General features: G+C 70.6%; 21 protein-coding genes and 1 tRNA gene. 9 read left to right on the top strand and 13 right to left on the bottom strand.

Annotation, left to right across the window (positions count from 1 at the left end):
- Nucleotides 1–57: 57 nt before the first annotated feature.
- The 3 genes from ACGFIQ_RS04230 to ACGFIQ_RS04220 all read left to right on the top strand — a co-directional run bounded on the left by ACGFIQ_RS04230 (nt 58) and on the right by ACGFIQ_RS04220 (nt 2364).
- Nucleotides 58–732, top strand: coding sequence for a hypothetical protein (locus ACGFIQ_RS04230; protein WP_393238923.1), 675 nt, complete (start codon nt 58–60; stop codon nt 730–732).
- Between the two features lie 143 nt (nt 733–875).
- Nucleotides 876–1364 (top strand): hypothetical protein, encoded by a 489-nt coding sequence (locus ACGFIQ_RS04225; RefSeq protein WP_393238920.1) that lies wholly within the window; start codon nt 876–878, stop codon nt 1362–1364.
- Nucleotides 1365–1410: 46 nt separating this feature from the next.
- On the top strand, nt 1411–2364 hold the full coding sequence (locus ACGFIQ_RS04220; RefSeq protein WP_393238917.1) for a hypothetical protein: 954 nt from the start codon (nt 1411–1413) through the stop codon (nt 2362–2364).
- A gap of 30 nt (nt 2365–2394) precedes the next feature.
- Here ACGFIQ_RS04220 and mdlC read toward each other — a convergent pair whose 3' ends face one another.
- Nucleotides 2395–3990, bottom strand: coding sequence for a benzoylformate decarboxylase (mdlC, locus tag ACGFIQ_RS04215; protein ID WP_393238914.1), 1596 nt, complete (start codon nt 3988–3990; stop codon nt 2395–2397).
- A gap of 320 nt (nt 3991–4310) precedes the next feature.
- Here mdlC and ACGFIQ_RS04210 point away from each other — a divergent pair, with 320 nt between their 5' ends.
- The 3 genes from ACGFIQ_RS04210 to ACGFIQ_RS04200 all read left to right on the top strand — a co-directional run bounded on the left by ACGFIQ_RS04210 (nt 4311) and on the right by ACGFIQ_RS04200 (nt 5717).
- Nucleotides 4311–4901, top strand: a complete 591-nt coding sequence (locus ACGFIQ_RS04210; RefSeq protein WP_357071810.1) for a YqgE/AlgH family protein — start codon at nt 4311–4313, stop codon at nt 4899–4901.
- An 89-nt stretch (nt 4902–4990) separates the two neighbouring features.
- Nucleotides 4991–5063, top strand: a tRNA-Ala gene (locus ACGFIQ_RS04205).
- A gap of 243 nt (nt 5064–5306) precedes the next feature.
- On the top strand, nt 5307–5717 hold the full coding sequence (locus ACGFIQ_RS04200; RefSeq protein WP_393238911.1) for a hypothetical protein: 411 nt from the start codon (nt 5307–5309) through the stop codon (nt 5715–5717).
- 135 nt (nt 5718–5852) lie between these two features.
- Here ACGFIQ_RS04200 and ACGFIQ_RS04195 read toward each other — a convergent pair whose 3' ends face one another.
- Complete coding sequence (locus ACGFIQ_RS04195) at nt 5853–6473, bottom strand: TetR/AcrR family transcriptional regulator (RefSeq protein WP_393238908.1); 621 nt, start codon at nt 6471–6473, stop codon at nt 5853–5855.
- Between the two features lie 77 nt (nt 6474–6550).
- Here ACGFIQ_RS04195 and ACGFIQ_RS04190 point away from each other — a divergent pair, with 77 nt between their 5' ends.
- Complete coding sequence (locus tag ACGFIQ_RS04190; protein ID WP_357079034.1) at nt 6551–7318, top strand: SDR family oxidoreductase; 768 nt, start codon at nt 6551–6553, stop codon at nt 7316–7318.
- 213 nt (nt 7319–7531) lie between these two features.
- Here the strand turns inward: ACGFIQ_RS04190 and ACGFIQ_RS04185 are convergent, their stop codons facing one another.
- The 11 genes from ACGFIQ_RS04185 to ACGFIQ_RS04135 all read right to left on the bottom strand — a co-directional run bounded on the left by ACGFIQ_RS04185 (nt 7532) and on the right by ACGFIQ_RS04135 (nt 22687).
- Nucleotides 7532–8743, bottom strand: coding sequence for a hypothetical protein (locus ACGFIQ_RS04185; protein ID WP_393238905.1), 1212 nt, complete (start codon nt 8741–8743; stop codon nt 7532–7534).
- A complete protein-coding gene (locus tag ACGFIQ_RS04180) occupies nt 8736–11660 on the bottom strand; it encodes an AAA domain-containing protein (protein ID WP_393238902.1) in 2925 nt (974 codons plus the stop codon). The genes ACGFIQ_RS04185 and ACGFIQ_RS04180 overlap by 8 nt, the downstream gene beginning before the upstream one ends.
- Nucleotides 11657–13093, bottom strand: coding sequence for a serine/threonine protein kinase (locus ACGFIQ_RS04175; RefSeq protein ID WP_393238899.1), 1437 nt, complete (start codon nt 13091–13093; stop codon nt 11657–11659). The genes ACGFIQ_RS04180 and ACGFIQ_RS04175 overlap by 4 nt, the downstream gene beginning before the upstream one ends.
- Nucleotides 13094–13728: 635 nt before the next feature.
- Entirely contained in the window at nt 13729–13989 is a 261-nt protein-coding gene (locus ACGFIQ_RS04170; protein WP_393238896.1) for a YciI family protein, read from the bottom strand.
- Nucleotides 13990–14191: 202 nt separating this feature from the next.
- Nucleotides 14192–15403: a sensor histidine kinase gene (locus tag ACGFIQ_RS04165; protein WP_393238893.1), complete on the bottom strand. Its 1212-nt coding sequence runs from the start codon at nt 15401–15403 to the stop codon at nt 14192–14194.
- Entirely contained in the window at nt 15400–16056 is a 657-nt protein-coding gene (locus tag ACGFIQ_RS04160; RefSeq protein ID WP_357071816.1) for a response regulator transcription factor, read from the bottom strand. Before ACGFIQ_RS04160 ends, ACGFIQ_RS04165 begins: the two co-directional genes overlap by 4 nt.
- A gap of 64 nt (nt 16057–16120) precedes the next feature.
- Nucleotides 16121–17380 carry a cation:proton antiporter gene (locus ACGFIQ_RS04155; RefSeq protein ID WP_393238890.1) on the bottom strand — a complete coding sequence of 420 codons (1260 nt, stop codon included), beginning with the start codon at nt 17378–17380 and terminating at the stop codon, nt 16121–16123.
- Nucleotides 17377–18630: a cytochrome P450 gene (locus ACGFIQ_RS04150; protein WP_393238887.1), complete on the bottom strand. Its 1254-nt coding sequence runs from the start codon at nt 18628–18630 to the stop codon at nt 17377–17379. Before ACGFIQ_RS04150 ends, ACGFIQ_RS04155 begins: the two co-directional genes overlap by 4 nt.
- Entirely contained in the window at nt 18627–19616 is a 990-nt protein-coding gene (locus tag ACGFIQ_RS04145; protein ID WP_393238884.1) for an alpha-hydroxy acid oxidase, read from the bottom strand. The genes ACGFIQ_RS04150 and ACGFIQ_RS04145 overlap by 4 nt, the downstream gene beginning before the upstream one ends.
- Nucleotide 19617: 1 nt before the next feature.
- Nucleotides 19618–21183, bottom strand: coding sequence for an NAD(P)-binding domain-containing protein (locus tag ACGFIQ_RS04140; protein WP_393238881.1), 1566 nt, complete (start codon nt 21181–21183; stop codon nt 19618–19620).
- Nucleotides 21173–22687: an aromatic amino acid ammonia-lyase gene (locus ACGFIQ_RS04135; RefSeq protein ID WP_393238878.1), complete on the bottom strand. Its 1515-nt coding sequence runs from the start codon at nt 22685–22687 to the stop codon at nt 21173–21175. The genes ACGFIQ_RS04140 and ACGFIQ_RS04135 overlap by 11 nt, the downstream gene beginning before the upstream one ends.
- 61 nt (nt 22688–22748) lie before the next feature.
- Between ACGFIQ_RS04135 and ACGFIQ_RS04130 the strand changes: the two genes are divergently transcribed.
- Both ACGFIQ_RS04130 and ACGFIQ_RS04125 read left to right on the top strand, forming a co-directional pair.
- Entirely contained in the window at nt 22749–24287 is a 1539-nt protein-coding gene (locus ACGFIQ_RS04130) for an NAD(P)-binding domain-containing protein (protein WP_393238875.1), read from the top strand.
- Nucleotides 24277–25668, top strand: a complete 1392-nt coding sequence (locus ACGFIQ_RS04125) for a class I adenylate-forming enzyme family protein (protein WP_393238872.1) — start codon at nt 24277–24279, stop codon at nt 25666–25668. Before ACGFIQ_RS04130 ends, ACGFIQ_RS04125 begins: the two co-directional genes overlap by 11 nt.
- The last annotated feature ends 66 nt before the right edge of the window (nt 25669–25734 follow it).

Here is a 25734-nt window from a genome sequence, read left to right as displayed (position 1 = left end):
CCCGGCCCGTCGGCCGGGGCGCTTCGTCGTGTACGCGGCTCGCCTACGCTGCCCCCTGTGACGAACCAGGAGCTGCGCCTGTCGGTGGGCGCCTCACCCGCACAGCGCACGCGGGCGGTGGTGGTCGGCGTCTTCGTCACCGCCGTCGCGTCGGCTTTCGTGGTGCTGCCGCTGGTCGCCGGCGGGTTGCTGGGCCGGCTGTCCGGCCCGGGTGACCCGTTCTCCTCCTATGAGGAGGCCCGCGACCTGCCGCCGGGGATGCTGCCACCCGCGCTACGGGACGGTGGCGCGGAACAGGCCGGGCCGAGCCCGTTCATCGGGCTCTGCGGCCTGCCGTTCGTCCTGCTCGGCGTCTACCTCGTGCTGCGGGTGCTCCGGACGGCCGCCTGGCTGGAGGGCAGCCACGTACGGGTCCGGGGCGCGTTCCGCACGCGCGGCGTCGACCTCGCCACCGCCCGGATCGACGCCGCGGCGCTGTCGTACGACGAGTCGGGGGACGACTTTCCGGGGGGTCGGCGGCGGACACGCGCCATCATCGCGACCGACCACTCTGATGGTCGGCGAGTCACCGTCGCGTTGCAGGGCATGGGGCTGGCCAGCCTGCCTCCGTCCGAGTTGCGCGCGCTTGCCGATGCGATCACGACGGGCCGGCCGGTCGACGGTCGGGACGGCGACGCGCACGCCGTCGCCCGTCAACTGCGCCGCCTGGCGGAGCACCCCCAGCTCGGCTGAGCGGCGGTTGTCCGTTTCCACTGGGACCTGCGGGATCCCTGGGACCAACGGGACAGATGAGCACTCTCCGGGGCCTTTACAGGCCGGGCCGGGCAGGCTCACCATCGCGGTATGGGGTAGCAGCACAGCGCGCGGGAGGTGCCATGGTCACCGGTCCGGTCCAGCAGTCGTCACTCGTCGCCCGGCCGTCCGCCGCACCGCACCATCCGATCGGGCTGCCCGGTGAGCCACGCCCGGCCGGTCTGGCCGGAGACGTCCACGCGTTCGGCCGGGCCGTCACCGTGGCCCCCACCGAGCCGCGCTGGCGGGAAGAGGTCCTGCTCCGGCTGCGTCCGGTGGGGCACGGGTTCGCCGAGCACGTTCGGGTCACCGAGGGCCCCGCGGGCCTCTACCGGGAGTTGCTCACCCAGTCGCCACGGCTGGCCCACGGGGTGCGGTTGCTGACCCGGGAGCACGCGGGGATCATCGCCGCGATCCTCGCCGTGCAACGGGTCGCCGAGCGTCCCGAGGTGCACCCCGACGAGCTGCGGCACCGGGCCGGGCACCTGCTGCGGCGGTTGGCCCGGCATCGGCGGCGCGGTGCCGACCTGCTCTGGGAGGCGTACCAGACGGACCTGGGCGGCGAGACCTGAGCAGTCGACCGGGAACCGGTGGATCGGCGGCGGCGTCGAACCGTACATGCGTCGACCGGCCCTGCTTCTCGTCCTCCCGTTGCTGCTCGCGGCGGGCTGCGCCACGCCCGTGGCAGATCCGGCCGTCGGGCCCCGCAGCCCGTCGCCCCGCGGCGAGGCGTTCGACAAACGGGCCGCCGAGGTGGCCGAGGCGTGGCGACCGGGCCCCGACTGGAGTACGGGGTACGTCCCGCTGGAGGGGCCCACCGTGCTCACCGGTGACCCGCGCTTCACCCCGGACACCGAGGCCGCCTACCGGGCCGGGTGGTACCGGGCGTCTGTCGCGATGCCACCCACCCGGGTCGGCGGCGAGATCCGATTCCCGGACGGACGGCTGACGCTGCCGCTGGTGAGCGCCGCCGAGGCGTACCGTCAGCTGGACCAGGGTGACCCGCTGCCCTGCCCGGGGCAACCGAAGCGGCCCGGCCTGCCGAGCCCGGGCGGCCCCACCGTCGAGCCAGGGCCGGACGGATGGGCCACCAGCGCGACGCAGACGGCCTGTCTGTCGCTCACCGTCACCGGGGTCACGTTCGGTGCCGTGCCGGTCCGCACGAGCCGGGGCACGGCGCAGGTCCCGGCCTGGCTGTTCACCATCAAGGAACTGGCCACCCCGGTGGCCCGGCTCGCCGTCGCGCCGAGCGCGGTCACGCCCGTCCCCCAGCCCTCCGCGCCGGCCCGCCCGCTGGCCGACGGTCTGGTGGGCGCCCAGAACCTCCTGGCGGTCGACGATGTCCGGATGACCGTGCAGCTCGGCGTCGGCGCCTGCGACACCGGCATCACGCCGCTGGTGTGGGAACGGCCGGACGTCGTGGTGGTCGGCGGCCGCGTCACCCGGGCCACCGGAGAGTGCATCGCGGTGCTCAAGCTGGCACCGGTCGCCGTGACCCTGGACGCGCCACTGGGCGCCCGGCCGGTCCTGGACGTCGCCACCGGCGCCCCCCTGTCGATCGCCCCACGCTGACCGGGCGGCACCGACCCCGACGGGCTTGCCTCAGAGGAGGCTGGGCACGTCGGTGCTGATCGGCACCGGCAACACGGTTGGCCGGTCGGCACGCAGCCCGGTGGCGAGCGCCGCGCCGAGCTGGTCAGGGGTCTCGACGACCTCGGTGGCGCAGCCGTAGCCGGCCGCGATGGCGACGATGTCCAACCCCGGCAGGTCCAGGCCGGGCACCCCGGGGGTGTCCTTCAGCTCGGCGAACGCCTTGAGGATCGCGTACTGCTGATTGACCGGGACGACGACCACCACCGGCAGTGCGAGGCGCGCGGCGGTCCACAACGCCTGCACCGAGTAGTGGAACGAACCGTCGCCGACGACCGCCACCACCGGCCGGCCACGCCCGCTGTCCCGCTCGGCGAGCGCCACCCCGATCGCGGCCGGCAGGCCGTAGCCGAGGCCGCCGCTGGCCATCGTGAAGTACGACGCCGGGCGGGTGATCCGCAGCTGCCGGCGCAGTGCGGACAGATTGGACGGTGACTCCTGCACCAGCACGCCGTCCGCCGGCCAGTGCGCGGCCAGCCCGGCGAACAGGGCGTCGGCGCTCAACGGGGCGGTGATCTCCGGCGGGGTCGGTGCGGCGCGGGGCGCGGGGGGTGGCCGGTCGGCCGGCGGCACCCGCTCCAGCAGCGCGGCCAGGGTCAGCCCCGGGTCGCCGAGCAGGCTGTCCCCGACGGGTGCGCGCGCGGCCTCGTCGGGGTCGTCCGTGACGTGCAGCAGCCGGGCGCCCTCCGGCAGGTGCTCGCCCGGCACGTACGGGTAGTAGCGGAACACCGGTGCGCCGACGACAAGCACCGTGTCGTGCCCACGCAGCGCCTCGGCGAGGGGGCCGATCGCGTACGGGAGCACCCCGCGGAAGTGCGGGTGGTCCTCCGGGAAGACGGCGCGTTCGGGTGCCGGGGCAGACCAGACCGGTGCGGCCAGCCGCTCGGCGAGCGCGACAGCGTTCGGCCAGCTCCCGGAGCGGTCCACCCCCGGCCCGTACACCAGCACCGGGTTGTCGCTGCCAGCCAGGATCCGGGCGAACTCGTCCAGCCGTTGCGGGTCCGGCGCGAACCGGGTGGCCACCGTTCGCGGTGCGGGCAGCGGGTCGGCCGGCTGGGCCCAGTCGTCCATCGGCAGGGAGAGGAAGACCGGCCCGGCCGGTGGCTGCACCGCCGTCGCGTACGCCCGCAGCACCGCCGCGGGGATGTCCTGCGCGCGGGCCGGCTCGTAGGCCCACTTGACGTACGGCTGGGGGAGCTCGGTGGGCCGTCGGCTGGCCAGCCGAGGTTCGAGCAGCAGCATCTCCCGGGTCTGCTGGCCGGCCGTGACGATCAGCGGCGTCTTGTTGTGCCAGGCGGTGACCAGGTTGCCCATGCCGTTGCCGGTGCCCGGGGCGGTGTGCAGGTTGACGTGGGCGGCTGTGCCGCTGGCCTGTGCGTAGCCGTCGGCCATCGCGACCGCCGTCGCCTCCTGGAGCGCGTGGACGTAGAGGAAGTCGGCGGGGAAGTTCTCCAGGAACGGCTCCTCCGTCGAGCCGGGGTTACCGAAGACGGTGGTCATGCCGAGGGTGCGGAGCACGTCGTACGTCGAGTCCCGGACCGTTGCCATCGCCACCCGCTTCCGTGTCGCGGGAGGGACGACAGCAGCCGTCCCTCCCGATCAGCCGAATCTATCGGGATGCGACAGACCTTTCGGGTGTTTCCGGCGGCCCGATGCGGCGGACCGGGCCCGTGCCTGGTCAGGGCATCGGAACTGACTAACTGCGGTCTTAACTGTCTGATCACCTGCCGGTCAGCCCTTAGCCAGCACCCGGGACGCAGGCTATGGTGCCAGGCATGGCGTTGACAGCGCGGCTGATCCCGATGCACCGGGCGGATCCGGCAGATGACCGATCCCCGGCGCGGGCTCACGGTTGACGGGTGTGTGGGATGCAGGGAGAGGGTCAGGCGATCGGCGGACGAGCGATGGAGTCGATGACCGGGCGGCTGCTGGTCGCCACTCCGGCGCTCAAGGATCCGAACTTCGACCGTACGGTGGTGCTGCTGGTCGCCCACGAGCCCGGCGGCGCGCTCGGCGTGGTGCTCAACCGGGCCACCGAGGTGCCGGTGTCCGAGGTGCTCGGCGACTGGAGCGACCTGGCCCGCCACCCGGCGGTGCTCTTCGAGGGCGGCCCGGTGCAGCCCGACTCGGCCATCTGCCTGGCCCGCATGCGGCACCCGATGCGCCGGCTCAAGGGCTTCCACCAGGTCTCCGGAGCGGTCGGCACGATCGACCTCTCGGTCGACCCGGAGCGGCTGCGGGAGAGCATCGGTGGCATCCGGGTCTTCGCCGGCTACTCCGGCTGGGGCAGCGGCCAGTTGGAGCAGGAGATCGCCGACGGCTCCTGGTTCGTGCTGGACGGGCTGCCCGGTGACGCCTTCGTCGACCGGCCCGACGATCTGTGGCCGATGGTGCTGCGCCGCCAGGGTGGGATGATGGCTGCGGTCGCCCACTTCCCGCCGGACGTCGCGCTCAACTGACCCGGCGCGGGCGGGGGACCCCGCGAGATGACCATGCGAGCCGTTCTGTGTATAGTTTCCCAGTGCCCGGGCGACCGGGACGACAGCAAGGGGCCGTGGCGCAGCTGGTAGCGCACCACACTGGCAGTGTGGGGGTCAGGGGTTCGAGTCCCCTCGGCTCCACCTTGTGAAACACCAGGTCAGCGGCCTAGTCGAGCGATCATCGGCTAGGCCGCTGATTCGTTCTCCGGCCGGTTTTTCTCACACTTTCTCACATCGGGTGTCACGTCGTCCTGCTCCGTGCCGCCCGTTGCCCCTCCTTCTCCGTTGTGCCGTACATCGCACCGAGCGTGCCTCCTACGGCCTTCATGGTTCGGGCTGGTCGGCGCGCCTGCGGGCATGGAAGCGGCCACCGGTTGATCACCGATGACTTGTGCAGACAATCGAAGGTCGTGCGGCGGCACCGGCCATCACTGGCTGCTGATCCGCCGCCGGATCAGCGACGGCGAGCTGGCGTTCTACCGCCGCTGGTCACCCCAACCCGTCCCGCTGCGAGTGCTGGTGCGGGTGGCCGGGACCCGATGGTCGATCGAGACCTGCTTCCAGCCCGGCAAGACCATCAGCCTGGACGAACCCCAGGTCCGCCGCTGGCACGCCTGGCACCGACACGTCACCCTCGTCATGCTCGCCCAAGTCATCCTGACCGTGATCGCCGCCCACGAACGTGACGACCGTCCCGCAACCGACCAGAGAGCGATCCCGTTGACCCTGCCCGAAATCCGCCGCCTCTTCGCGAAGCTGATCACAACACCGTCCACCCGATCAGCCACTGGCTGACCTCGTCACACTGGCGACGCCAACACCAAGCACGTGCCCGGACCAGCCACTACCACCGCCGCACCCAGCCAACCAATCAATCAATCAGCATCTACATGACGATCCCGGGCTGCCGTATTAAGCGACCGTCAACGGTTACGCGTCGATCTTGGTGGGCCAGGCGAGCATAGCGGCTTCGGCAACGGCGAGAAGCTCATCCGTGCCAGCGCCGTCGCGCGCGTGCTGGGACATGCCCTGCAGGATGACGCCGACGAGGACGACCAGACGGTCGACGTCGGTGCCGGCGGGCAGCCGGCCGTCGGCGACATCCGCCTCGATCCGCTTTCGCAGCGCGGTGATGTTGGCGGCCCGTTGGGCGCGCAGCAGTTCGGTGATGTCAGCCGACGCTGCGGTGCAGTTGACGGCCGCGCTGATGACGAGGCAACCAGGTGGATGCTCGGGCCGGGTGTACTCCACGGCAGCGGCGCGTAGCGCGCGGGCGACGCCGTCGCGCACGGACTCCTCCGCCGCGAGTGCCGTCGCGAAGAACGCGCCGTGAGTCTGCTGATAGCGCTCGACCACCTCGCGGAACAAAGTCTTCTTGTCGCCGAACGCCGCGTAGAGGCTGGGTGGCGTGATGCCCATGGCCGCGGTGAGTTCGGCCACCGACACCGGCTCGAAGCCCCGTTGCCAGAACTCGTGCAGCGCCGTCAACAGGGCCTGGTCCCGATCGAAGGCTCGGGGCCGGCCACGCCGGCGGGGATGATCATTGGCCATTGACACATTCTATAGCGCTCGCTAGCCTGACGCTCAGACAATACATAGCGAGCACTACAGAAAGGTCCCACGGCATCATGGCACTGCTCAACGGCAAGACTGCTCTGGTCACGGGCGGCAGCCGAGGCATCGGTCGGGCAATCGCCACACGACTCGCGGCGGACGGCGCCCTCGTCGCCGTCCACTACGGCACCAACGAGGCAGCCGCGAACGACATCATCACTGCCATCACCGAATCCGGCGGCCGCGCGTTCGCGGTCCGCGCTGAACTGGGTGTACCCGGCGACGCACAGGCGCTGTGGTCCGCCTTCAACGCCGGCCTCACCGAATCCGGCGCCGAACCGGGCGTCGACATTGTGGTCAACAACGCCGGCATCGCGAACTCCAACGACCTAGCCCGCACGACCGAGGCCGAATTCGACAAGATCTTCGCCGTGAACGTGAAAGCCCCGTTCTTTATCCTTCAGCAGGCCCTGAACCAGTTGCGGGACAACGGCCGGGTCATCAATATCTCCTCCGGCACCACCCGCATCGCCGCACCCGCGATCGTCACCTACTCGCTGACCAAGGGCGCCATCAACACTCTCACTTTCACCCTTGCCAAGCAGCTCGGCGAACGCGGTATCACGGTCAACTCAGTGGTCCCCGGCATCGTCGACGTCGACAGCAACGCCGCATGGCTGCGGGACAACCCCGAACAACTCGCCTTCTGGGGATCCTTCTCCGCGTTCAACCGAGTCGGCCAACCCGCCGACATCGCCGACGTGGTGGCCTTCCTCGCTTCCGACGAGGCCCGCTGGGTCACCGGCCAGCATCTCGACGCCACCGGCGGCGCACACCTGTGAACACATCCCTATGCGAAAAAGCCGCACTGCGGGCACTGTGGGGACTCGTTGGCCAGCACGTCCGGACGGCCCTCAGGAAAGCCAATACCTCAAGCCGCATGTTCCAGGCGCCTCTGGAGCTGTTGCCGTTTGGGATATTCTTCTCTATTCGGTTGAGGTGGCCGAATTTGCCGCCCGAACCTGAACACCGCCACCCCACCCTTCGAGGGAACCTCAGTCGAGTTCGTCGAGGCGAGCGAGCGTATCGGTCAGCCCGTGTCGATGAGCGTGTTGCCGCAACTCGTTGAGAGTCGGGGCCGGTACCTCGAGTCGTTCGGCCAACGAGGCCGTACGCGCGACGAGGTCGGCCCGGTCCCCGATCATGTCGCGGGACTTCGTCATCGACAGCACCCGCTCCATTGCGGCCCTACGCCGCAACCCGGTGTCGTTGCTCCAGAGTTGCAGGAAACAGCCCTTGCTCAGCCTGTACGAGCCGACCTGGGCCCTCGACAACCTGGGCGGGTCACCGAAGCTGTCGGTGGCGAGGGTGGCCCGCCAGGTCCCGTTCGGCAACTGTCGCAGGGTTCCCTTCAACTTGCTGCCTGCGAGCCACTGGGTCCAGATGGCCTGTGGATCCTCGGCACGCTCGGCGGCCACCAAATGACCGATCATCGGTAGCTGGTTGCAGACCTGCTCGATGAAGGTGTCCCGCTCGCCGGCCACCCCGCTGTACGCGAGCAGGCGCTGGTCGGCGCACGCAATCAGGTACGCCGGCAGGTAGGCGTCCTGCGCACCGAGCACCTGCAGGTCCCGCATCCGCTTGGGTAGATTGAACTCGTGCCGGTCCGGTCGTTGGGCGAGCTGAGCGATGATCTCCGGTTGGAACACCGTCGGCGCGAAGAGCGCCTTGAACCTCAGCCGGTCACCGCCCTGCTCGGGCGGCACCCTGGGGATGGTCAACACGGTCAGAGAACCGTCGTAGTGGCTACGCGGCAGTGGGCGGCTGGTGAACCGTTCCACGAGCAGCTTCTGCCGGCTCTCCTTGGCCACGTAACGGATTCCGGCGCGAGCGGAGTCCAGGCCAAGCGGGGTGAGCGTGACGACCCCATCAGCGACCACCACGTGCCCGATCAGGGACAGGAACGCCAGGCACCGGTCCACCAGTGAACGGGGTATCCCGTAGAAGGCGTAAAGCTCGGTGACTCTGGTGAACCCGGCCTCCAGCAGGCCGCGGACCAGGAACCGGTCCAGCATTTCGTAATCCTGCTCCTCCTGGACCTGCGCGGTCGTCTCCACCTGCCACAGAGGCCACAACACCGAGAAGATCCGGGACGGACGTACCCCGGGAACGGCGGTGGCGTGCTCGACGGCCCGGACCGCCGGATAGATGATCGAAGCGTCGCCGGGACGGTGGTGCCGGGATGCCTGACCAACCCGCTCAACCATTGAGCTTCTCCTCGATCTCGCGGGACGGACGGTGGTCCCCGAACCCGCCTAGGTGAGCCACCAGAGAGTTCGCCAGGGCGGCGAAGCCGGGATCCCGGGCGTCGGTGAGGGTCGTCGTGTCGCCGACCAGGACGATCTGTCGGCGAGCCCGGCTGATGGCCACGTTCAGCCGCCGCAGTTCCTTCAGGAAACCGATGTTCCCGTGCTGGTTGCTCCTGGTGAAGCCGTAGACGATCAGATCGCGCTCGCCACCCTGGAAGGAGTCGACGGTACCGACGTTCTCCGCCACCGCGTTCGCACCCAACTCGTTCGTCAACAGCTCGGTGATCAGCTTCACCTGGGCCCGGAAAGGCACGATGACCGCCCAGTCGCCGTAGTGGTCGGCGTACCGGGCCAGCAGGCGCACGATCAGCCGGGCCTCCAGCTCGTTGAGGTACCCGCCCTGCTCAAAGGCGTCAACGGTGGGCGGGGTCCGCTCCGCCCGTTCGCGTGCCGGCCGATCCGATGTGTCGATCATCGCCATCGGCGAGCGGAACAGCGGGTCCGGCACTCCACCGCGATGCTCGGTGCGCAGCACCCCGCCGTAGAACGAGGTCGAGACGAACCGCGCCAGCACCTCCGGCATCCGCCGCTGCACCGTCAGCATCACTCGGTTGGCGTCGCCGACGCCCTGGTAGAGCCGCTCGAACTCGCTGCGCCGGAGGAGATCGCGGATCTGCCCGGCATTCGATGGCGCCGTGCCGCTCGGCAGGCTGTCGGCCCAGCTCGCCACCTCGTGATCAAGGAACGGCGGCAACTGGTGATGGTCCCCGACCAGGACCGCCCGGCGGGCCCGGACCAGTGGAACCAACAGGTCCGGAGTGGAAATCTGGCCCGCCTCGTCGACGATCGCCAGGTCGAAGTCCAGCCCGGCGAGGAGGGCGGTGGTGGCGGTGCCGATGCAGGTGGCGGCGACCACGTCGGCGTACCGCACCAGTTCCCGGTGCAGGTCCTGCTCCGCCTCGGTGACCTCGGCTCGCCACTGGGCGAGCAGCCGGGCCCGGGACCGGGCCAGGGCCAGGCCGGCGGTCAGCTCCTGGTGCAGCGCCATCCACCTGGGCAGGTCGACCGGCGTACCGGCGGACACCGGGACGACCGGGCGCAGCGTCGCCCGTACCATTTCGGCCGCCCGCGCCACCTCGGTCAGGACCTTGTCCCGCGCCTCGGCCGCGGCGTCCCGCGCCGCCGCCCGACTGCTGACCTCGGGGTCGGCGGCGGCGAGCGCGTCGACCCGGGCACGGATCGCTGCGTACGCCTGCTCGACCCGACCAGCGTCCCGGGCGGCCACGGCGAGCTGCTCCCGTAGCGTGCTGAGGCGCCGCTCACGCCACCCACGTTGCCAACGGAAGAAGAAGGCGAGCGGCCCTCCGGCTGCCCGTCGACGAATCTCGGCCAGCCGCTGCTGGGCACCACGTTCCCGCTCGCCCAACTGCTCCAGCTCGGCCCGGGTCGCCCGATGCTCCTGTTCGGCGGTGGCCAGCTGAGCGGCGAGCGGGCGGACCGCCCGGTCCACCGCGGCCGCCAGCTCGGCCGAACGTACCTGCACCTCGGTGTCGGCCACCTGAGCCTCACCGAGCTGTGCGGTGAGGAAACCCATCCACCGGCCGGCGGCGTCGTCGGCTGCGGTGAACGGCGTCAGCCGGGACGTGCTCCCTTCAGTGGCCGCCAGGATCTCCCTGCGCAACGTCTCGACCTGAACCTCCACCATCAGGCCCCGGGCGTGCGCGGTCATGGCGTCCTCGTTGCCGACCCGGACCGCCCGAACGTGCGCCGGCAGGCGTTCGAGCACGTTGTCGACCGCCCGGTTGGTGTGCGAGGTGACCAGGACCCGCTGGTGCCGGGCCGCACTGACGGCGACCATCTCGGTGATGGTGGTGGTCTTACCGGTACCAGGTGGGCCGAGCACCAGCAGCAGATCCGGAACGGCCAGCGCACTCTGGAACGCACGCAGCTGGTCGCCGTCGAGCGCGGCCCGCGGCTGGGCGGTGGCATCCGGCCGGTACGGGGCCAGCCGGCGGTCGACCAGATGTGTGAGCAGGTGCGGGTTCGTCGACTCCCGATCCCGCAGGGTCTGCACCGCTGCCAACCGCGCCCGGTGCACCCGGTCGCTGGGCAGCGCCCCGAGGGCACCCTGTCGCGGCAGCCGGGCGAAGTCGACGACACCGTCGAAGCGGACCGTCACCTCCCGGTCCCGGACCCGCAGCACCCGGCCGCGCAGGTCCGGCTGATCGGTAACGTAGACCAGCGCACCCTGGGCCAGCGCGCAGGGGCGCAGCAGCTGGAAGACGTAGACCCCACGGGCGGAGCGGCGCTCCTCGCGCGCGCTGTCCACCCGCCGGTACGGCAGCGCCGGACCCTCCCGCTGCTTGGCGATCTCGATGTCCCGGACCGCTCCGATGACCTCGGTGAGCAGATCGAGGAATCCACTGTGGTGCGCCGGTAGGGCCGGTACCGTGGGTCCGGTGAAGCCGAGCCGCTCCCAGGCATGGCAGAGTTCCGCCCAGGGCATTCGGTACTGGGAGCTGACGTCGCGGACATGCGGGAAGGCGAACCACCCAGGCCTGCAGCCGAGCAGCAGCGCTCCCTTGAGCAGCTGTTCCTGATCCTTGAAGGAGAGCGGTGACACGTCCGCGAGCTTGAGCGCGGCACGTTCTCTGCCGCTGAGGTAGAACCCGACCTTCCAGCGCTGGGTGTAGACCACCAACCGGTCGCGTTCGACCTCCATCCGGGCCGGCAGGGCACCGGCCATCGCGAGTCGGCCCAGCTGGTCGACGAGGACGGCCGGGTCGTACACGCCAGCCCTGGCGAGCTGCTCGGCAGCCCTGTCGGAGGGTATGACGGCCACCGGGTGGCGCAGGACGAACGGAAGAGCACTCACCGGGCACCACCCGAGGAAAACTGCCGCTGGCCGGCGCGCAAAGCGGTCACCAGCGCACGGAGGTCGGACGGCCGGTTGTCCGGATCCGGGTCGAGGCAGCCGGCCAGCAGGTCGTCCAGTTCCTCGGGCAGCTCGGGCAGCGTCAGCCGGATCGGCGGCGAGCCGTAGGTCGACGGTGGATGCCCGGTCAGCGTCCAGTAGAGCAGCGCCGCCAGCTGGTAGAAGTCGGCCGGCCTGCCGACCGTGGCCGGTCGATGCTGCTCTGGTGCCTGGTGTCCCGGCGGCCCCTCCCCGGGCCGAGCCGTCAATCCAGCCAGACCCACGTCGACCAGTACCGCCCGCCGGGGCGTGTTCGCCAGCACCACCCCGTCCGGGCTCAGCGCCCGATGGCTCTGCCCGGCGTCGTGCAACGTGGCAAGGGCGGTGGCGACCTCGACAGCGGCGCCGAGCGCCACGGCGGCGTTGAACCGGCCGATCGGTGCGCCGGCAGCGGCCGGGCCGAGTCGCTGCCGCCAGGTCGGCCCGGCCGGCAGGACGCTGACCAGCGTCGTACCGCCGGTCTCGTCGATCGTTCCCAGCAGCCTCGGCAGGCCCGCCCGGCCACCGATCCGCTGCAACAGCCGCCCCTGCCCGCGCAGCTCGTCGTGGAGCTGCTCGCCCGCTGCCGTCTTCCGAAACACCTGTACCTGCCGAAGCCGGACCCGATGTAGGTCGGTCAGCCGGTCGGCGGTCGCCTCCCGCCAAGCCCACGATTGGTCCAGGGCGATCTGGTCGACGGTCGGCTCGTGCAGCAGATAGTCAACTCCGCCCAACCGGCGCTGGTCGCCGCCCCGCCACGGCGTCCGTACGTCCGTCCTGACTGGTGACTCTGGTACGACGAGTTCGGGCTGCGCCGCCGACAACCAGTCGGATTCGTCGGTGAGTGCTTCGCGGTAAGGGTGGTAATAAGCTCGCCGGATGTGCGCGGCTGCTGGCTTGTACAGCTGGTTGCGCAGCGCGGTCTCGTCCCACAGCGTCAGCCGAATCCCGGTGGCCCGCTCCTGCTCGCCTCGCCAGACATCCCACCATTGAGTGGTCGCCGGGTCGAGGCTCGACGGGACGCAGAGCACCCACTCCTCGATCTCGTAGCCCTTCTCGTCCGCGTTCCTCGTGGCCGAGCCGAAGGACTTCTTGATCTGCTCCCAGTGTCTACCTCTCACGCCACCGATGAAGTACTTGGCTTGCCAGATGGTCACCTGCCCATGGAGCTCGCCGACCAGCGCGTCGATGCCCCAGTCCCCTGGATTCGCGTACACCAGCCTGGCATCACCGCGTACGGCGGTCACCAGGAGCGAGATCATCTGCTCGAAATCCTCGCGCGCGCCAGTCTCGCCGCCACGCGCCTGGTGGGCGTAGAAGTGGATGGGTGGCTCACCCGACGCAGCCTGCGTCACCGTCGATCACATCCCGGGGTCGCATCAGATGCCGACCGGAGGGAGCATTCCAAAGACGGTCACCCATTGCAACGCGCGACTCACTCGCGATTCACTCTGGGAAGGTTGGTGATCCGCTCCACCATCCGCGCCGCCTGACGGCGCATGGGCAATCGCCCGGCCGCACCTACGGCACCTGGTCGAGGGCTTGGTTGAGGGCTTCGGTCACCTCCACGTCGTGGTCGACTTCCGCCAGTTCGAGCGCGGCGGCACCGGTGCCAGCGCCGTCGATGGCAGTCGTCCTGATGGCGGGTGCTCGACTTCATCGATGGCTGAGGCGTCCGGCACGGCGGCCCCACACTTTAGGGCGTCACAAAAGGTGTCACGGACCAAGATCGAATCGGCGGTATTAGCTGACAGCGCATGGCACGAGTCGACATGGCCGCGAATCCCATATCCCCACTTGGTGGCAGGTCCCGACACGATCTGGCATTGATCGTGACGAGGATCACCTTTCTGGCAGTGTGGGGGGCAGGGGTTCGAGTCCCCTCGGCTCCACCTTGTTGTAGCTGATCAAGGGCTTGCTCGCCGATCGTGGCGAGCGATCCCTTGATCATTTGACCCCCATTCGACCCCGGCCGGGGCTGGCCGTGGGCCTAGCGGATGATCGGTGACCACTCCCGCTGGCTCACGATCGTCACCCCCGGGGTGCGGTAATAGGGATCCTCGGCGACGATCGCGGCGAACGCCTCGGCGTCCGGGACGTCGAAGATCAGGAGTGCGCCGGAGTCGTCGGCGAACGGCCCGGCCATGGCCAGTCGGCCCTCCTGACGCAGCGTCTGGAGGCGTTCCCGGTGCGCGGGCCGAGCGGCGAGCCGGTCGGGTTCGTCGCCGAAGGACAGCTCCAAGACAAACACGTGTTCCTCCTCGTCGGGGCGGACTTCCGGAGCACCCTAGTCGATGCGTCGCGCCAGCGCGGGCGCACCGAGGGCATCCGTCCTGGGGGGGATCACGCTCGATCCTGGTTGTCGTGGCATCGGACGGAACGGAGGCCACCACAACCATGAAACAGTGCGATCTTGCGGCTCGGACAGTGCGGGCGCTGGCCTGTCCGCGCAGTCAGCTCGCGGCGGCCCGTGGCGGAATCGTCGGTAGCCGGACGGTGAAGGTCGCTCCGGCGCCGGGCCGGCTGTCGGTGGAGATCGTCCCGCCGTGGCTGGTCACCACCTCGCGCAGGAGGGCCAGGCCCAGACCGAAGCGCCGGTCCTTGGCCCCGGCGCCGCGGTGGAAGCGGTCGAAGAGGTGTTCGGCGTCGGCGGGGTCGAAGCCGGCCCCGCTGTCCGTGACCACCAGGTCCGCGCCGCGGCGGGAGGTGCGCAGGGCGACGTCGATGCGGCCCCCGGTCGGGGTGTGGGTGAGGGCGTTGGCGAGCAGTTCGCCGACCATGCGGCGCAGGGCCGAGGCGATGCCGGGGACGAGGACCGGAGTTTCCGGGACCGACAGGTGCAGCTGGACGCCCTGCTCCGCGGCGCGGTCGGCCTCGCAGTCGACGGCCTGGGCGGCGAGGAGGGCCAGGTTGACGGGCTCGGAGGGGTGCCGGTCAGCGGGGGTGGCGGCGAGGCGGGCGGAGAGCAGGAGTTCGTCGACGATCTCGCCGAGGCGGCGGGTGGTCTCGATCAGGCGGTCGTAGTCGGCGCGGTCGGCGCCGGCGCGCCGGGCCAGGATCTGGGCGCGGGTGTGGACCTGGGCGATGGGGGTGCGCAGCTCGTGGCTGGCGTCGGCGACGAAGCGGCGCTGCCGGCCGAGCGCCTCGGCGAGCGGCGCGACGGCTCGGCGACCCACGACGATGCCCGTGAACACCGCCGCGGAGAGGCCGACCACCGCCGCGAGGAGGAACGCGGCGAGCAGGTGTTGCCGGTCGGAGAGCTGGAAGCGCGCGTCGAACACCGCCTGCACGACACCCGTGCCACGGGGCTGGGTGCGGACGTAGTAGGTCGTGCCGTTGCGGTCGACCTTGTCGCTGCGGACCTGGTGGTCGAGGGCCACCGCGTCGATGGCGGACTGCAGCGGAAAGCCCGGCGGGGGCGGGTTCCGGCCCGAGTCGGTGCGGTTGCCGTCGTACAGGATGATCCAGCTGCAGCCCGGCGGCCCGGCGATGGTGCCGTGGACCGCACCGTAGTTGAGCTCTCGTTCGATCTGTTCGTGCTGGTAGCGCAGCAGTGCGGCATAGGAGACGGCGGCGCCCAGGGCGAGCAGCGCCGTCATGGTGAGTCCGACGAGCAGGCTGACCCGGGCCCTGGCCCGGCGCAGCATGGTGTCCTCGAAGCTCACAAGGTGCCCAGCCGGTAGCCGAGGCCGTGCACGGTCCGGATCACCGAGCGGCCGAGCTTGCGGCGCAGGTAGTAGACGTACGTGTCGACCAGGGACGCCGCGCCCGCCTCGTCGAAGACCCGGCTGCGTAGCTCGGAGCGGGAGTGGACGGTGTACGGCCGGGCCGCGAGGACCCGCAGCAGTTCGAACTCGCGTGCGGACAGGGCGATCCGGGTGCCGTCGGGTAGGACGGCGTCGCGCACGGAGAGGTCGAGCTGGCCCGACCCGAGCCGCAGCACCTCGGTGGACTCGGTGGTCCGGCGGCAGAGGGCCCGGATGCGGGCACTCAACTCGTCCAGGTCGAAGGGCTTCGTCAGGTAGTCGTCGGCGCCCGCGTCGAGGCCGGCGACCCGGTCCTCGACGGTGCCGAGCGCGGTCAGCAGCAGGGCCCGGGCGACCACCGCACGGGCGCGCAGCCGGACGACCAGGTCCAGCCCGTCGAGGGCGGGTAGGCGTCGGTCGATCACCATGACGTCGTACGGCCGCGTGAGCCCCAGGTGCAGGCCGCGCTGGCCGTCGGGGGCCTGGTCGACGACGTATCCCTCGCCGGTCAGTGTCTCTGCCACCATGCCGCGTAGTTCCGAGTCGTCCTCGACGAGCAGGAGTCGAGTCATACAGCGATGGTGACAGATAGATAAGTATCGTTGTCTGTGAAACTTGTCTCCTCAAACAACCAAGCTAGGGGGTTCCGGCGGGCACGAGCGACGGTGTAGGAGCGGGAACGCGTGCCTCGCGGCGCTCGATCCAGGTGAGCAGCGGCGTCGTCATGAGTGTCGTGACGAGCGCGACCACCACCAACACCGTGAACAGCGACGGGTTCACGATGCCCGCCTCCAGTCCCACGTTCAGGGCGATCAGCTGCATCAGGCCCCGGGCGTTCATGAGGGCGCCGACGCGCAGCGCGACGCCGTTCGGCTCGCCGCGCATCCGGGCCGCGGCCCAGCAGGCGCCGAACTTGCCGACGATCGCCACGCTCACGCACGCCACGGCGAAGCCCAGTACGGCGAGGTTGCCCAGCAACGCGAACTCGGTGCGCAGCCCGGAGAAGGTGAAGAACAGCGGCAGGAACACCGTCGCGGCGATCGGCGTCAACGTGTCGACCACCTTGTCGGTCTGCTCCGAGCGCGGCATCACCACGCCGACCGCGAAGGCGCCGAAGACGGCGTAGAGCCCGATCTCGTCGGTGTACCAGGCGACCAGGAAGAGCAGCGCCACCGTGCCGAGCAGCCGCGCGCGATCGCCCGGGAGCCCCATGACGAAGCCGGTCACCCGCCGCCCACCCAGCCACAGCACCACTCCGAACAGCACCGCGCCACCGGCGGTGACCAGGGCCGGGCCGGCGGCACCCGAGGCGAACGCCAGCACCGCGGCCAGCATGATCCACGCGACCATGTCGTCGATCGCGCCGCTGGCCAGGGCGAGCAACCCGTGGCGGGTGCCGGTCTGGCCGCGCTCGGTGATGATCCGGGCGAGCATCGGGAAGGCCGTGATCGCCAGCGCCACGCCGACGAACGCCGCCGACACACCGAGCGACACGCCGTCCGCGCGGATCGGGACGAAGCCCGCCAAGCCCAGGACCAGCAGGATCCCCAGCACCAGCGGAGCGGTGACACCCGCGAGCGACACGGCTCCCGCCGTGCCCGCGAGCCCGGTCACCCGGTGCGAGGTGAAGGCGTACCCGGCCTGGAACATGAACAGCACCAGGCCGACCTGACCGACCACGTACAGGATCGGCAGCAGCGGCGCGGGGAAGAGCGCGGCCTGCGCGCCCGGCCAGAACAGGCCGAGCAGCGACGGGCCGAGCAGCACCCCGGCGAGCATCTCGCTCACGACGGGGGGCTGGCCCACCTTGCCCAGGAGCCAGGAGACCAGCTTGCAGAAGAGCAGAATGACCGCGACCGCGATGAAGAACCGCGGGGCGAGTTCGCTGGGGGTCACGCGCTGGCCTCCTCGAAGAATCGGGTGCACAACTTCTGTCGTCGGGCGTCGACGACCATCCAGGTACCGCAGATCAGCTGCTTGACCGAGCGCCCCACGTCGAAGATCCGGTCGCGCTGCCGCATGAGGGTGAGTCGGGTGCGGCCGGGACCGGGGAGACCCCGGGGCGTCAGGTACGCGGGCCCGCGACTCGGCAGCGAGCGGGTGTGCGCCGCCGACGAGCTGATCGAGAAGCGCCGCAGCACCTCCCGGGTCGCCGCGCGTAGCTGGACGGGGGCCGAGCCGCGCGCCGGACAGGCCCGGTTGGCGGTCACGCCGTACGGAATGAAATGGGCATCCTGCCGCCGCAACGACAGCCAGCGGTCCGGGTCGAACGTGTCGTCCGCGGCGGGACCGGTGCGCTGATAGGCCCGATAGTTGAAGAGGAGCACGGATCCGGTGGGGAGGACGTGCTCGCCCACGGTGATGGGTCCGGAGGTGATCCGGTGCGCGATGCCGAAGAGCGGGTAGACCCGGAGCGTCTCGTCGATGATCCGGTCGAGCGATTCGTCCGAGGTGTCCGTGACGGACCTGCAGCACATCAGGATGTGCGCCATGGCCTCCGACATCTGCACCACCGCCGTGTTGAAGAACGTGCCCTGCAGGTACCAGGCGGTCTCCAGGGCGGTGAAGGGCGGCGGCAGCACCACCGGGCACGTTCCCGCGACGATCCGGTCCAGCAGGTAGCGAGTCAGACGAACCCGCCGGGACATGTGCCGCAGACCCATCCCCTTCAGGGCGGTCACCACGTCGTCCGCGTTCGCCACGATGAGATCGCGGACGTCGCGTGGGCAGGATGCGCCGAACACCAGCTCGTACGAGACCTCGGCCCAGACCGGCATCATCAGGTCACGAAGTCGCACGTGGCTGATCCGGTCGGCCGGGAGCGCGTCGAGGATCCGCCGGGTCGCGGCCGTCGCCAGCTCGTCGGAGCGCGCGTGCCCGAAGGCGAGCACCTGTCGGGTCGTCCGCGCGACCGTCCGGTACCGCTCGCCGGGCTCAAGGTGTTCCTGGTGCATCTGCGGACCGGGCGCGAGCCAGTACCAGAAGAGGTCGGACAGGCCGGCCCCGCGGCTGCGCCCGTCGGCGGCCGGATCGCCGTAGACCCGCTCGAAGTCCTCCGGCCCCACCAGCGGCCCGGGGACGGGAACGCCGTCGGGCCCGTTGACCCGCTCGAAGATCCACTCCCGGAGGTCGACCACTGCCTTCACCGGATCGCCACCTGGTCGGGCGTCAGGTCGGCCGGCCGCCGCGCTCCGGCCAGGGCGAGGGTCTGGTCCAGCTCGGTGGTGAGTCGATCGAGAACCTCCCGTACGCCCGCCGCCCCGCCCGCCGCGAGCGCCCGCACCACCGGACGCCCCACCAGCACCGCCCCGGCCCCGAGCGCCAGCGCGATCACCACGTCGGTGCCGCAGCGCACACCCCCGTCGAGCAGCACCGGGATCTGACCACCCACGGCTGTCACGACCGCGGGCAGCGCGTCGAGCGTGGGAATCGTCCCGTCGAGCTGTCGTCCACCGTGGTTGGACACGATCACACCGGCGGCGCCGTGCTCGACCGCGAGGCGGGCATCGGCGGGATGCAGGATGCCCTTGAGCAGGATCGGTAGTCCCGTGACGCCGCGCAGCCACGCGATCCGATCCCAGCCCGCCGTCGCGTCCATCGCGATCGGGCGCACCCGGCCGGTCGCGTCGCGCATGTTCTCACAGGCGTAGCCGGGCGGCAGGTCCGTGAAGCCGTTGCGCCTGTCACGCTCGCGCCGTCCGAACACCGGGGAGTCCACGGTCACCACGAGCGCCCGGCAGCCGGCCGACTCGGCGCGCTTGACCACGTACTCGGTGAAGTCGAGGTCGGGTTGCGGGTACAGCTGGAACCACAGTGCCCCGCCCGCCGCCGCGATCTCCTCGACCGGCTGGGTGGCGGCCATGCTGACCACCATCGCCGTGCCGGCCGCCGCGGCCCCGCGCGCGGTGGCCGCCTCGCCGTCCGGGTGCGCGAGCCGATGAAAGGCCGTCGGAGCGACCAGGACCGGCGCGGCCAGCGACGTGCCGGCCACGGTGACCCGCAGGTCCCGCTCGCCGGTCGCCCGCAGCACCCGGGGCACGATCCACCGTCGCTCGAAGGCCCGCTCGTTGGCGGCCAGGGTGCGCTCCCACCCGGCCCCGCCCTCGAAGAAGTCCTGGTGAACCGGGTCCATGTCAGCCCTCGGCGCCGGCGAGGCAGCGACTCATGAACTCGCGCAACGGCCGGACGTGGACGTCGGGCCGGTCCCACTGGTTCTCCAGGTTCTCGGCGAGGTGGTGCGTGCCGGCCAGTTGGCCGTCGCGGTAGTAACGCACGACCGGGTGCAGGTACGCCGCGTCGTGCGCCTGTCCCACGACGTCCTGGGCCACCCGGGCCACGGTGATGTCGAACGGGTCGACCTGGTCGTGGTCGGGGCCGTACTCCAGAGTGATCACGAACGCCTGGTCGTGGTCGTGCTCGGCGGTGCGCAGGCCGGTGGACCGGAAGTAGTCCACCGGCACCTCCTCGTGGTAGCGGGCCTCGGCTCCGGCGACGGTGAGCACGTCGCCGAGGAACCCGAACTGCTGCCACAGGGCCGAGGTGCGGTTGACCCGCTCGATGACGGCCGCGGTCATGGCCGCCGGCTCGGCGGCGAGCGGGTCGGACGGCCAGGCCGTGGCGCCGTACCGGCGGGAGAGGATCCGGTGCAGTGCGCGTACGGCGTAGCGGAAGCCATGGATGAAACCGCTCGTGGACTTCTTGAAGTCGCGTGCCTGGGAGATCGTCCCGGCGAAGAACAGCCCCGGAACGTTCACCGACTCCCAAGCCTCGGTCTGCGCCGGGAAGCGGTCGGAGATGGTGAGCTGTGGCCGGGCCGAGGAGTCGAAGATCGAGTCGTCGAAACGGAATCCGGTACACGCCAGCACCCGGTCGTACCGCAGTTCCTTCACGACCTCGTTCGCCCGCGAGAAGCTGAACGCGACCTTGAAACCCGTGCCGTCGCGCTCGATGCTCTTGACCGTGCCGTCGAGGATCGCGTTTGCCGACTTGAGCTGATAGGTGTCCAGGAAATTGTTGTTCACGGCGCGCAGGTGCCCGACGTAGTGGGTGCGCCACGCCATCCGGACCGAGCTGGGCCCCGCGACGTGGATCAGCGTCGTGGTTTCCATGAGGTTCTCGGCGGTCTCGAAGGCGGAGTTGCCCTTGCCGATGATCAGCACCCGCTGGTCGAGGTAGTCACGTGGCTCGACGCTCATCACGTCGTACCCCTCGGCCAGCTCGAATCCTGGAATGTCCGGCTGGTAGGTCTTCGACACGCCGGTGGCGACGATCACCGCGCGGGCCTCCCAGCGCCGGTCACCAGCCTCGACGGTGAACACGTCGTCGTGCTTGGACACCCGGGTCACCCGGCTGCCGTAACTGACCTTGACGCCGGTCTTCGCCGCGAAGTCCGCGAGGTATCGCACCATCACGTCGGCGTCGGGGAAGTACCGCTCGGTGTACTGCGTGAACAGCAGCGCCGGGTCGTCGGTGAGCAGGGAGTTCCAGTCGAGCCGCAGATTCAGCTCGGGATCGTCCGTGCCCGTGTGTGGTTTGTTGATCGAGATGAGTTGGCGGTGCCGCGGATAGGTGGCGAAGAACGCCCCCGGCCCGTCGGCGCCCTCCAACACCAGATAGTCACGCTTGCCCTCGGCCTCGAGCAGGGCGGCGAGTTGAAGGCCGGCCGGACCGGCCCCGATGATCAGATAATCAAGCGTCACGGCGCTCACCGTACGAGTGGGAAATCAGAGAGATTTCAAGCTCGTCCAGAATGTCGGCCGCTCTTCGCACGTCGATGTCGAGCGGCCGGTCCGGATCGATCGGTGCGATCTCCTCCAGGGCCCGGAGGATGCGGTCACAGCCCGCCGCCGTGGGCCGGCGCGCCCCGACGTGCACCGCCTGGCGCAGCCCGAGCCCGAGCGAACCGGTGATCAGGCGCAGCAGTTCCGCCTGGTCCAGGGCGCGGAGTGCGGCCTGCGTGCCGAGCGGGATCACGTCCTGGTTGTGCAGGTTGGTGGGGATGCTCTGCATGCTTGCCGGCACGGAGTCGCGCCTGATCTCGGCGATGAGCGCTGTCGACGCGAGCTGGACACCCTGCAACCCGTGTTGCTGACCCGGTCCGGCCGCGAGCATCGGCGGCAGGCCGCCGTTTCTTCCGGGATCCACGAGCAGGTCGAGTTGGCGCTCGGCGAGGTTGCCGACCTGGGCGATCACCATGGTCAGGACGTCGGCGGCGAACGCGGCGGGTTGGCCGAAGAAGTTGCCGCCGTGCACGACCTTGTCGTCGGCCGGGAAGAACAGCGGGTTGTCGCTCACCCCACCGAGGTCCGCCGCCACGACGCCGTCGACATAGCGCAGGGCGTCCTCGGCCGCTCCGAGCAACTGCGGCGCGCAGCGGATGCTGTAGGGCTCCTGCAACGGTCTCGTGCCGGACGCTCGCAGGCCGGCGGAGGCCGCCCGCATCGCGGCGCCGACCTCGATGGTGCCCGGGTGACCGTAGGCGGCGAGGAGGGCCGGATCGAGGAACTGCGGATCGCAGCCGAGCAGGTCGGCGAGCAGGCAGGTGAGCGTCTGCACCACGCGGTGCGAGGTGCGGACCCGGCCCAGGGCGAGGGCCAGCGCGGCCGTGGTGAGCGACGTGCCGTTGACAAGCGCGAGTGCGTCCCGGCCGTCGAGCGGCAGCGGCTCCAGGCCGGCCTTCGTCAGGGCGTCCGCGGCGGGCATCCGGACGCCGTCCACGTAGGCGTGCCCGCGACCGCGCAGCGCCTGGGCGGCGGCGCCGAGCGGGATCAGGTCACCACTGGCTCCCACCGAGCCGAATCGGGGCATCGCCGGTGTGAACGTCGTGCCGAGCATGGCCGCGAGCGCGTCGATCACGTGTGGCGAGACCCCCGACGCGCCCTGGGCCAGGGACCAGGCCCGCACCAACAGCGTCGCGCGCACGACATCCGGGGCGAGGTCCGGGCCCTGGCCCGCCCCGAGGTGGGCGAGGGTGTTGTCGGCCTGGTCGCGCTGGTCGGCTCGGCCCGCGTAGCCGACCAGCGCCCCGAAGCCGGTGGTGGCACCGTAGATCGCCCGGTCGTCGCCGAGTGCCTTGCCGAGGAACGTGCGGGCGGTCGCCACGCGGGCCCGCACCTCTTCGCCGAGCACGACCGTGACCGGGCCTGCCGCGACGCGCAGGTCGGCGAGGCGCAGCGGCGCTGCCAGATCCACCTTAATCGTCATGGGCGGATGCTAGAGGCAATTTCTCAGAGCGCTCTGAAATTGCCTCAGTAAATTGCGGCGCATGACGCACGATTGCCTGATCATTGGAGCCGGGCCGGCAGGCCTGCAGCTCGCGACCCTGCTCGAGCGCGACGGTCACGACTACGTGGTGCTGGAGGGCGGCCCCCGGGCGGGCACATTCTTCGAGACCTATCCCCGGCATCGCCAGCTGATCTCGATCAACAAGGTGTGGACCGGGTCGACCGACCCGGAGTTCAATCTACGGTCGGACTGGAACTCGTTGCTGACCGACGATCCGGGGATGCTCTTCAAGTACTACAGCACGCGCTACTTCCCCGCCGCGGAGGATCTCGTGCGCTATCTCGCCGACTTCGCGCGGGGTCTGAACGTCGTTTACGACACCCGGGTGACCTCGGTGTCGAAGACCGACGAGGTGTTCACCGTGCAGGCCGGCGACCGCAGTTGGACGGCACGCAGAGTCGTCGTCGCCACCGGCGTCTCCGAGCTCTACCGGCCGCCGATCGAGGGCGCGGACCTGGCCGAGCGCTACGACACCGTCAGCGTCGACCCCGCCGATTTCGTCAACCAGCGTGTGTTGATCATCGGTAAGGGCAACTCGGCCTTCGAGACCGCGGACGCGCTCGTCGAGACCGCCGCCACGATTCACGTCGCCGGGCCGCACTCGATCAGGCTGGCCTGGCGGACCCATTACGTCGGGCACCTGCGCGCGGTGAACAACAACTTCCTGGACACCTATCAGCTGAAGTCACAGAACGCCGTACTCGATGGCACGGTGGAGCGGATCAGTCAGCGGGAGGGCGGCGGATTCCGGGTGCTTTTCCGGTACGCCAGGGCGGTCGAGAATCTGCGCGAACTGGAGTACGACCGGGTCATCCTCTGCACCGGATTCCGCTTCGACGCGTCCGTCTTCGCCGAGTCCGCCCGACCGGAGCTGGTCATCAATGATCGGTTCCCGGCGCAGACGCCGGCCTTCGAGTCGGTGAACGTCCCGGGTCTCTACTTCGCCGGCACCCTCAGCCAGCAGCGTGATTTCAAGAAGTCCACGAACGGCTTCATCCACGGCTTCCGCTATGCCACCCGCGCCCTGCACCACATCCTCCGCGAGCGGCACCACGGGCAACCCTGGCCGTCCCGGGAGATCCCCCCGACGCCCGAGGCGATCGCCGATTCGATCATCGCCCGGATCAACGTGAGCTCCGCGCTGTGGCAGCAGTTCTCGGTGCTCGGCGATGTCGTCACCGTCGAGGGCGACGCCGCCCGCTACCGCGAGGAGGTGCCGGTCGCCTATCTGCGGGACGCGGAGCCGGACGTGTTCGCGTTCCTGGTCACCCTGGAGTACGGCCCCGACCACGACCAGGTCGACCCGTTCGACGTCACCGTGCCGCGCCCGGCCGAGAACGACGCGACCGCCGCACACGACGCCAGCTATCTCCACCCCGTCGTCCGGGTGCTGCGCGACGGGCAGGTCGTCGCCGAGCACCACCTGGCGGAGAACCTGGAGAACACCTGGGACCTGCCGACCGTGCATCGGCAGCCTCTGGAGGTCTTCGTCAAGGGCGTCCTCGCCGATGCCCGCTGACGTCTGGCCGCAGCCCGTCCTCGACCTCCTGACTGCCGGCGGGGACCGGCCGGTCTTCGAGGACGGTCCGACCGTCACGACCGCTTCGGAAATGGCGGGTCTGATCCGGCGCGTCGCGGCCGGGCTGCGCTCGTCCGGCGCGGGACCCGGAGTGGGCGTCACGCTCGACCTGCCGGTCACCGCCCCCGCCTTCGCCGCCACGATCGCCGCCTTCGCCGTCGGGGCCCGGGTGTCCGGGTGGCGTGCCGACCTGAGCCCGGCACAGCTGTCCGGATCCCTCGTGGTCGACTCGGCTCGACTGGCCGCGCTCACCGAGCATCCCGACGACGGGCTCCCACTCGTCGCGGCGGGACGGGCCGAGGAGCCCGCGCGGATCATCTGGACCAGCGGCAGCACGGGGACGCCGAAGGGTGTGGTGCAGACCTATGCGGCGATGTCGGCGGCCTGGGTCCCGTACCCGGACCGATGGCCGCCGGCCATCGCCGACCTGGCCACCCGGATGCGGCGCTACCTGGTCTTCGGCTCGCTGGCCAGTCAGGTGATGCTGGAGTACGGCATCCTCGCCCTCGCGGCGGGCGGCACCCTCGTCGTGGCGCCCCGACCGGTCTTCCCGGCTGCCCTCGTCGAACACCGCGCCACCGCGAGCGTGATCACCGTCGGCAAGCTGCACCAGCTGATCCGGGACCAGCGCGCCAACCCGGTGGACCTGCGGCACCTGCGGGCGCTCATGGTCTCCGGCTCGCCACTCGCGCCGGGCCGGCTGGCGGAGGCGCTCGACGTGCTCGGCCCGGTGCTCTTCCACGGCTACGGGCAGACCGAAACGTCGATGATCTCCATGGTGACGCCCGCCGAGATGCTGACCGACGCGGCCACGCTCGCCACGGTCGGCCGTCCGGCCGTGGACGTCTCCGTTCGCGGCGGGGAGATCTATGTCCGCACACCCACGCAGGCATCCTCGTACTGGCAGGACCCGGACGAGTCGGCCGAGGTGTTCGTGGACGGCTGGGTGCGTACCCGTGACCTGGGGGAGTTGGGCGCCGACGGATACCTGCGGCTGTTCGGGCGGGTGCGGGACGTGATCATCGTCAACGCGCAGATGGTCCACGCCGGGCCGGTGGAGCGGGCCCTCGCCGCCGATGCCGCCGTCGCCGAGGCGTACGTCGTCGGGCGTCCGGACGAGATGACCGGCGAGGCCGTGCACGCCTACGTGGTGCCGGTGGCCGGGAGAACGCCCGATCCGGACGTGTTGCGCAAGTTGGTGGCCGTACGGGTGCACGATCTCGCGGTGCCGCGAACCGTCACGATCATCGATCGCGTCCCGCTCGCGCCCAGCGGCAAACCGGACAAGAGCCAACTTCCACGGCCCGATGACGAGGTGTGAGCACGGGCGGACGTCGGCGTCCATGCCGACCGCCCTGACCGGAGGACCCGGTCAGGGCGGTTGTCG

Source organism: Micromonospora sp. NPDC048898 (assembly GCF_043198035.1).
GTDB lineage: Bacteria > Actinomycetota > Actinomycetes > Mycobacteriales > Micromonosporaceae > Micromonospora.
This window is presented reverse-complemented; position numbering and strand designations above follow the sequence as displayed.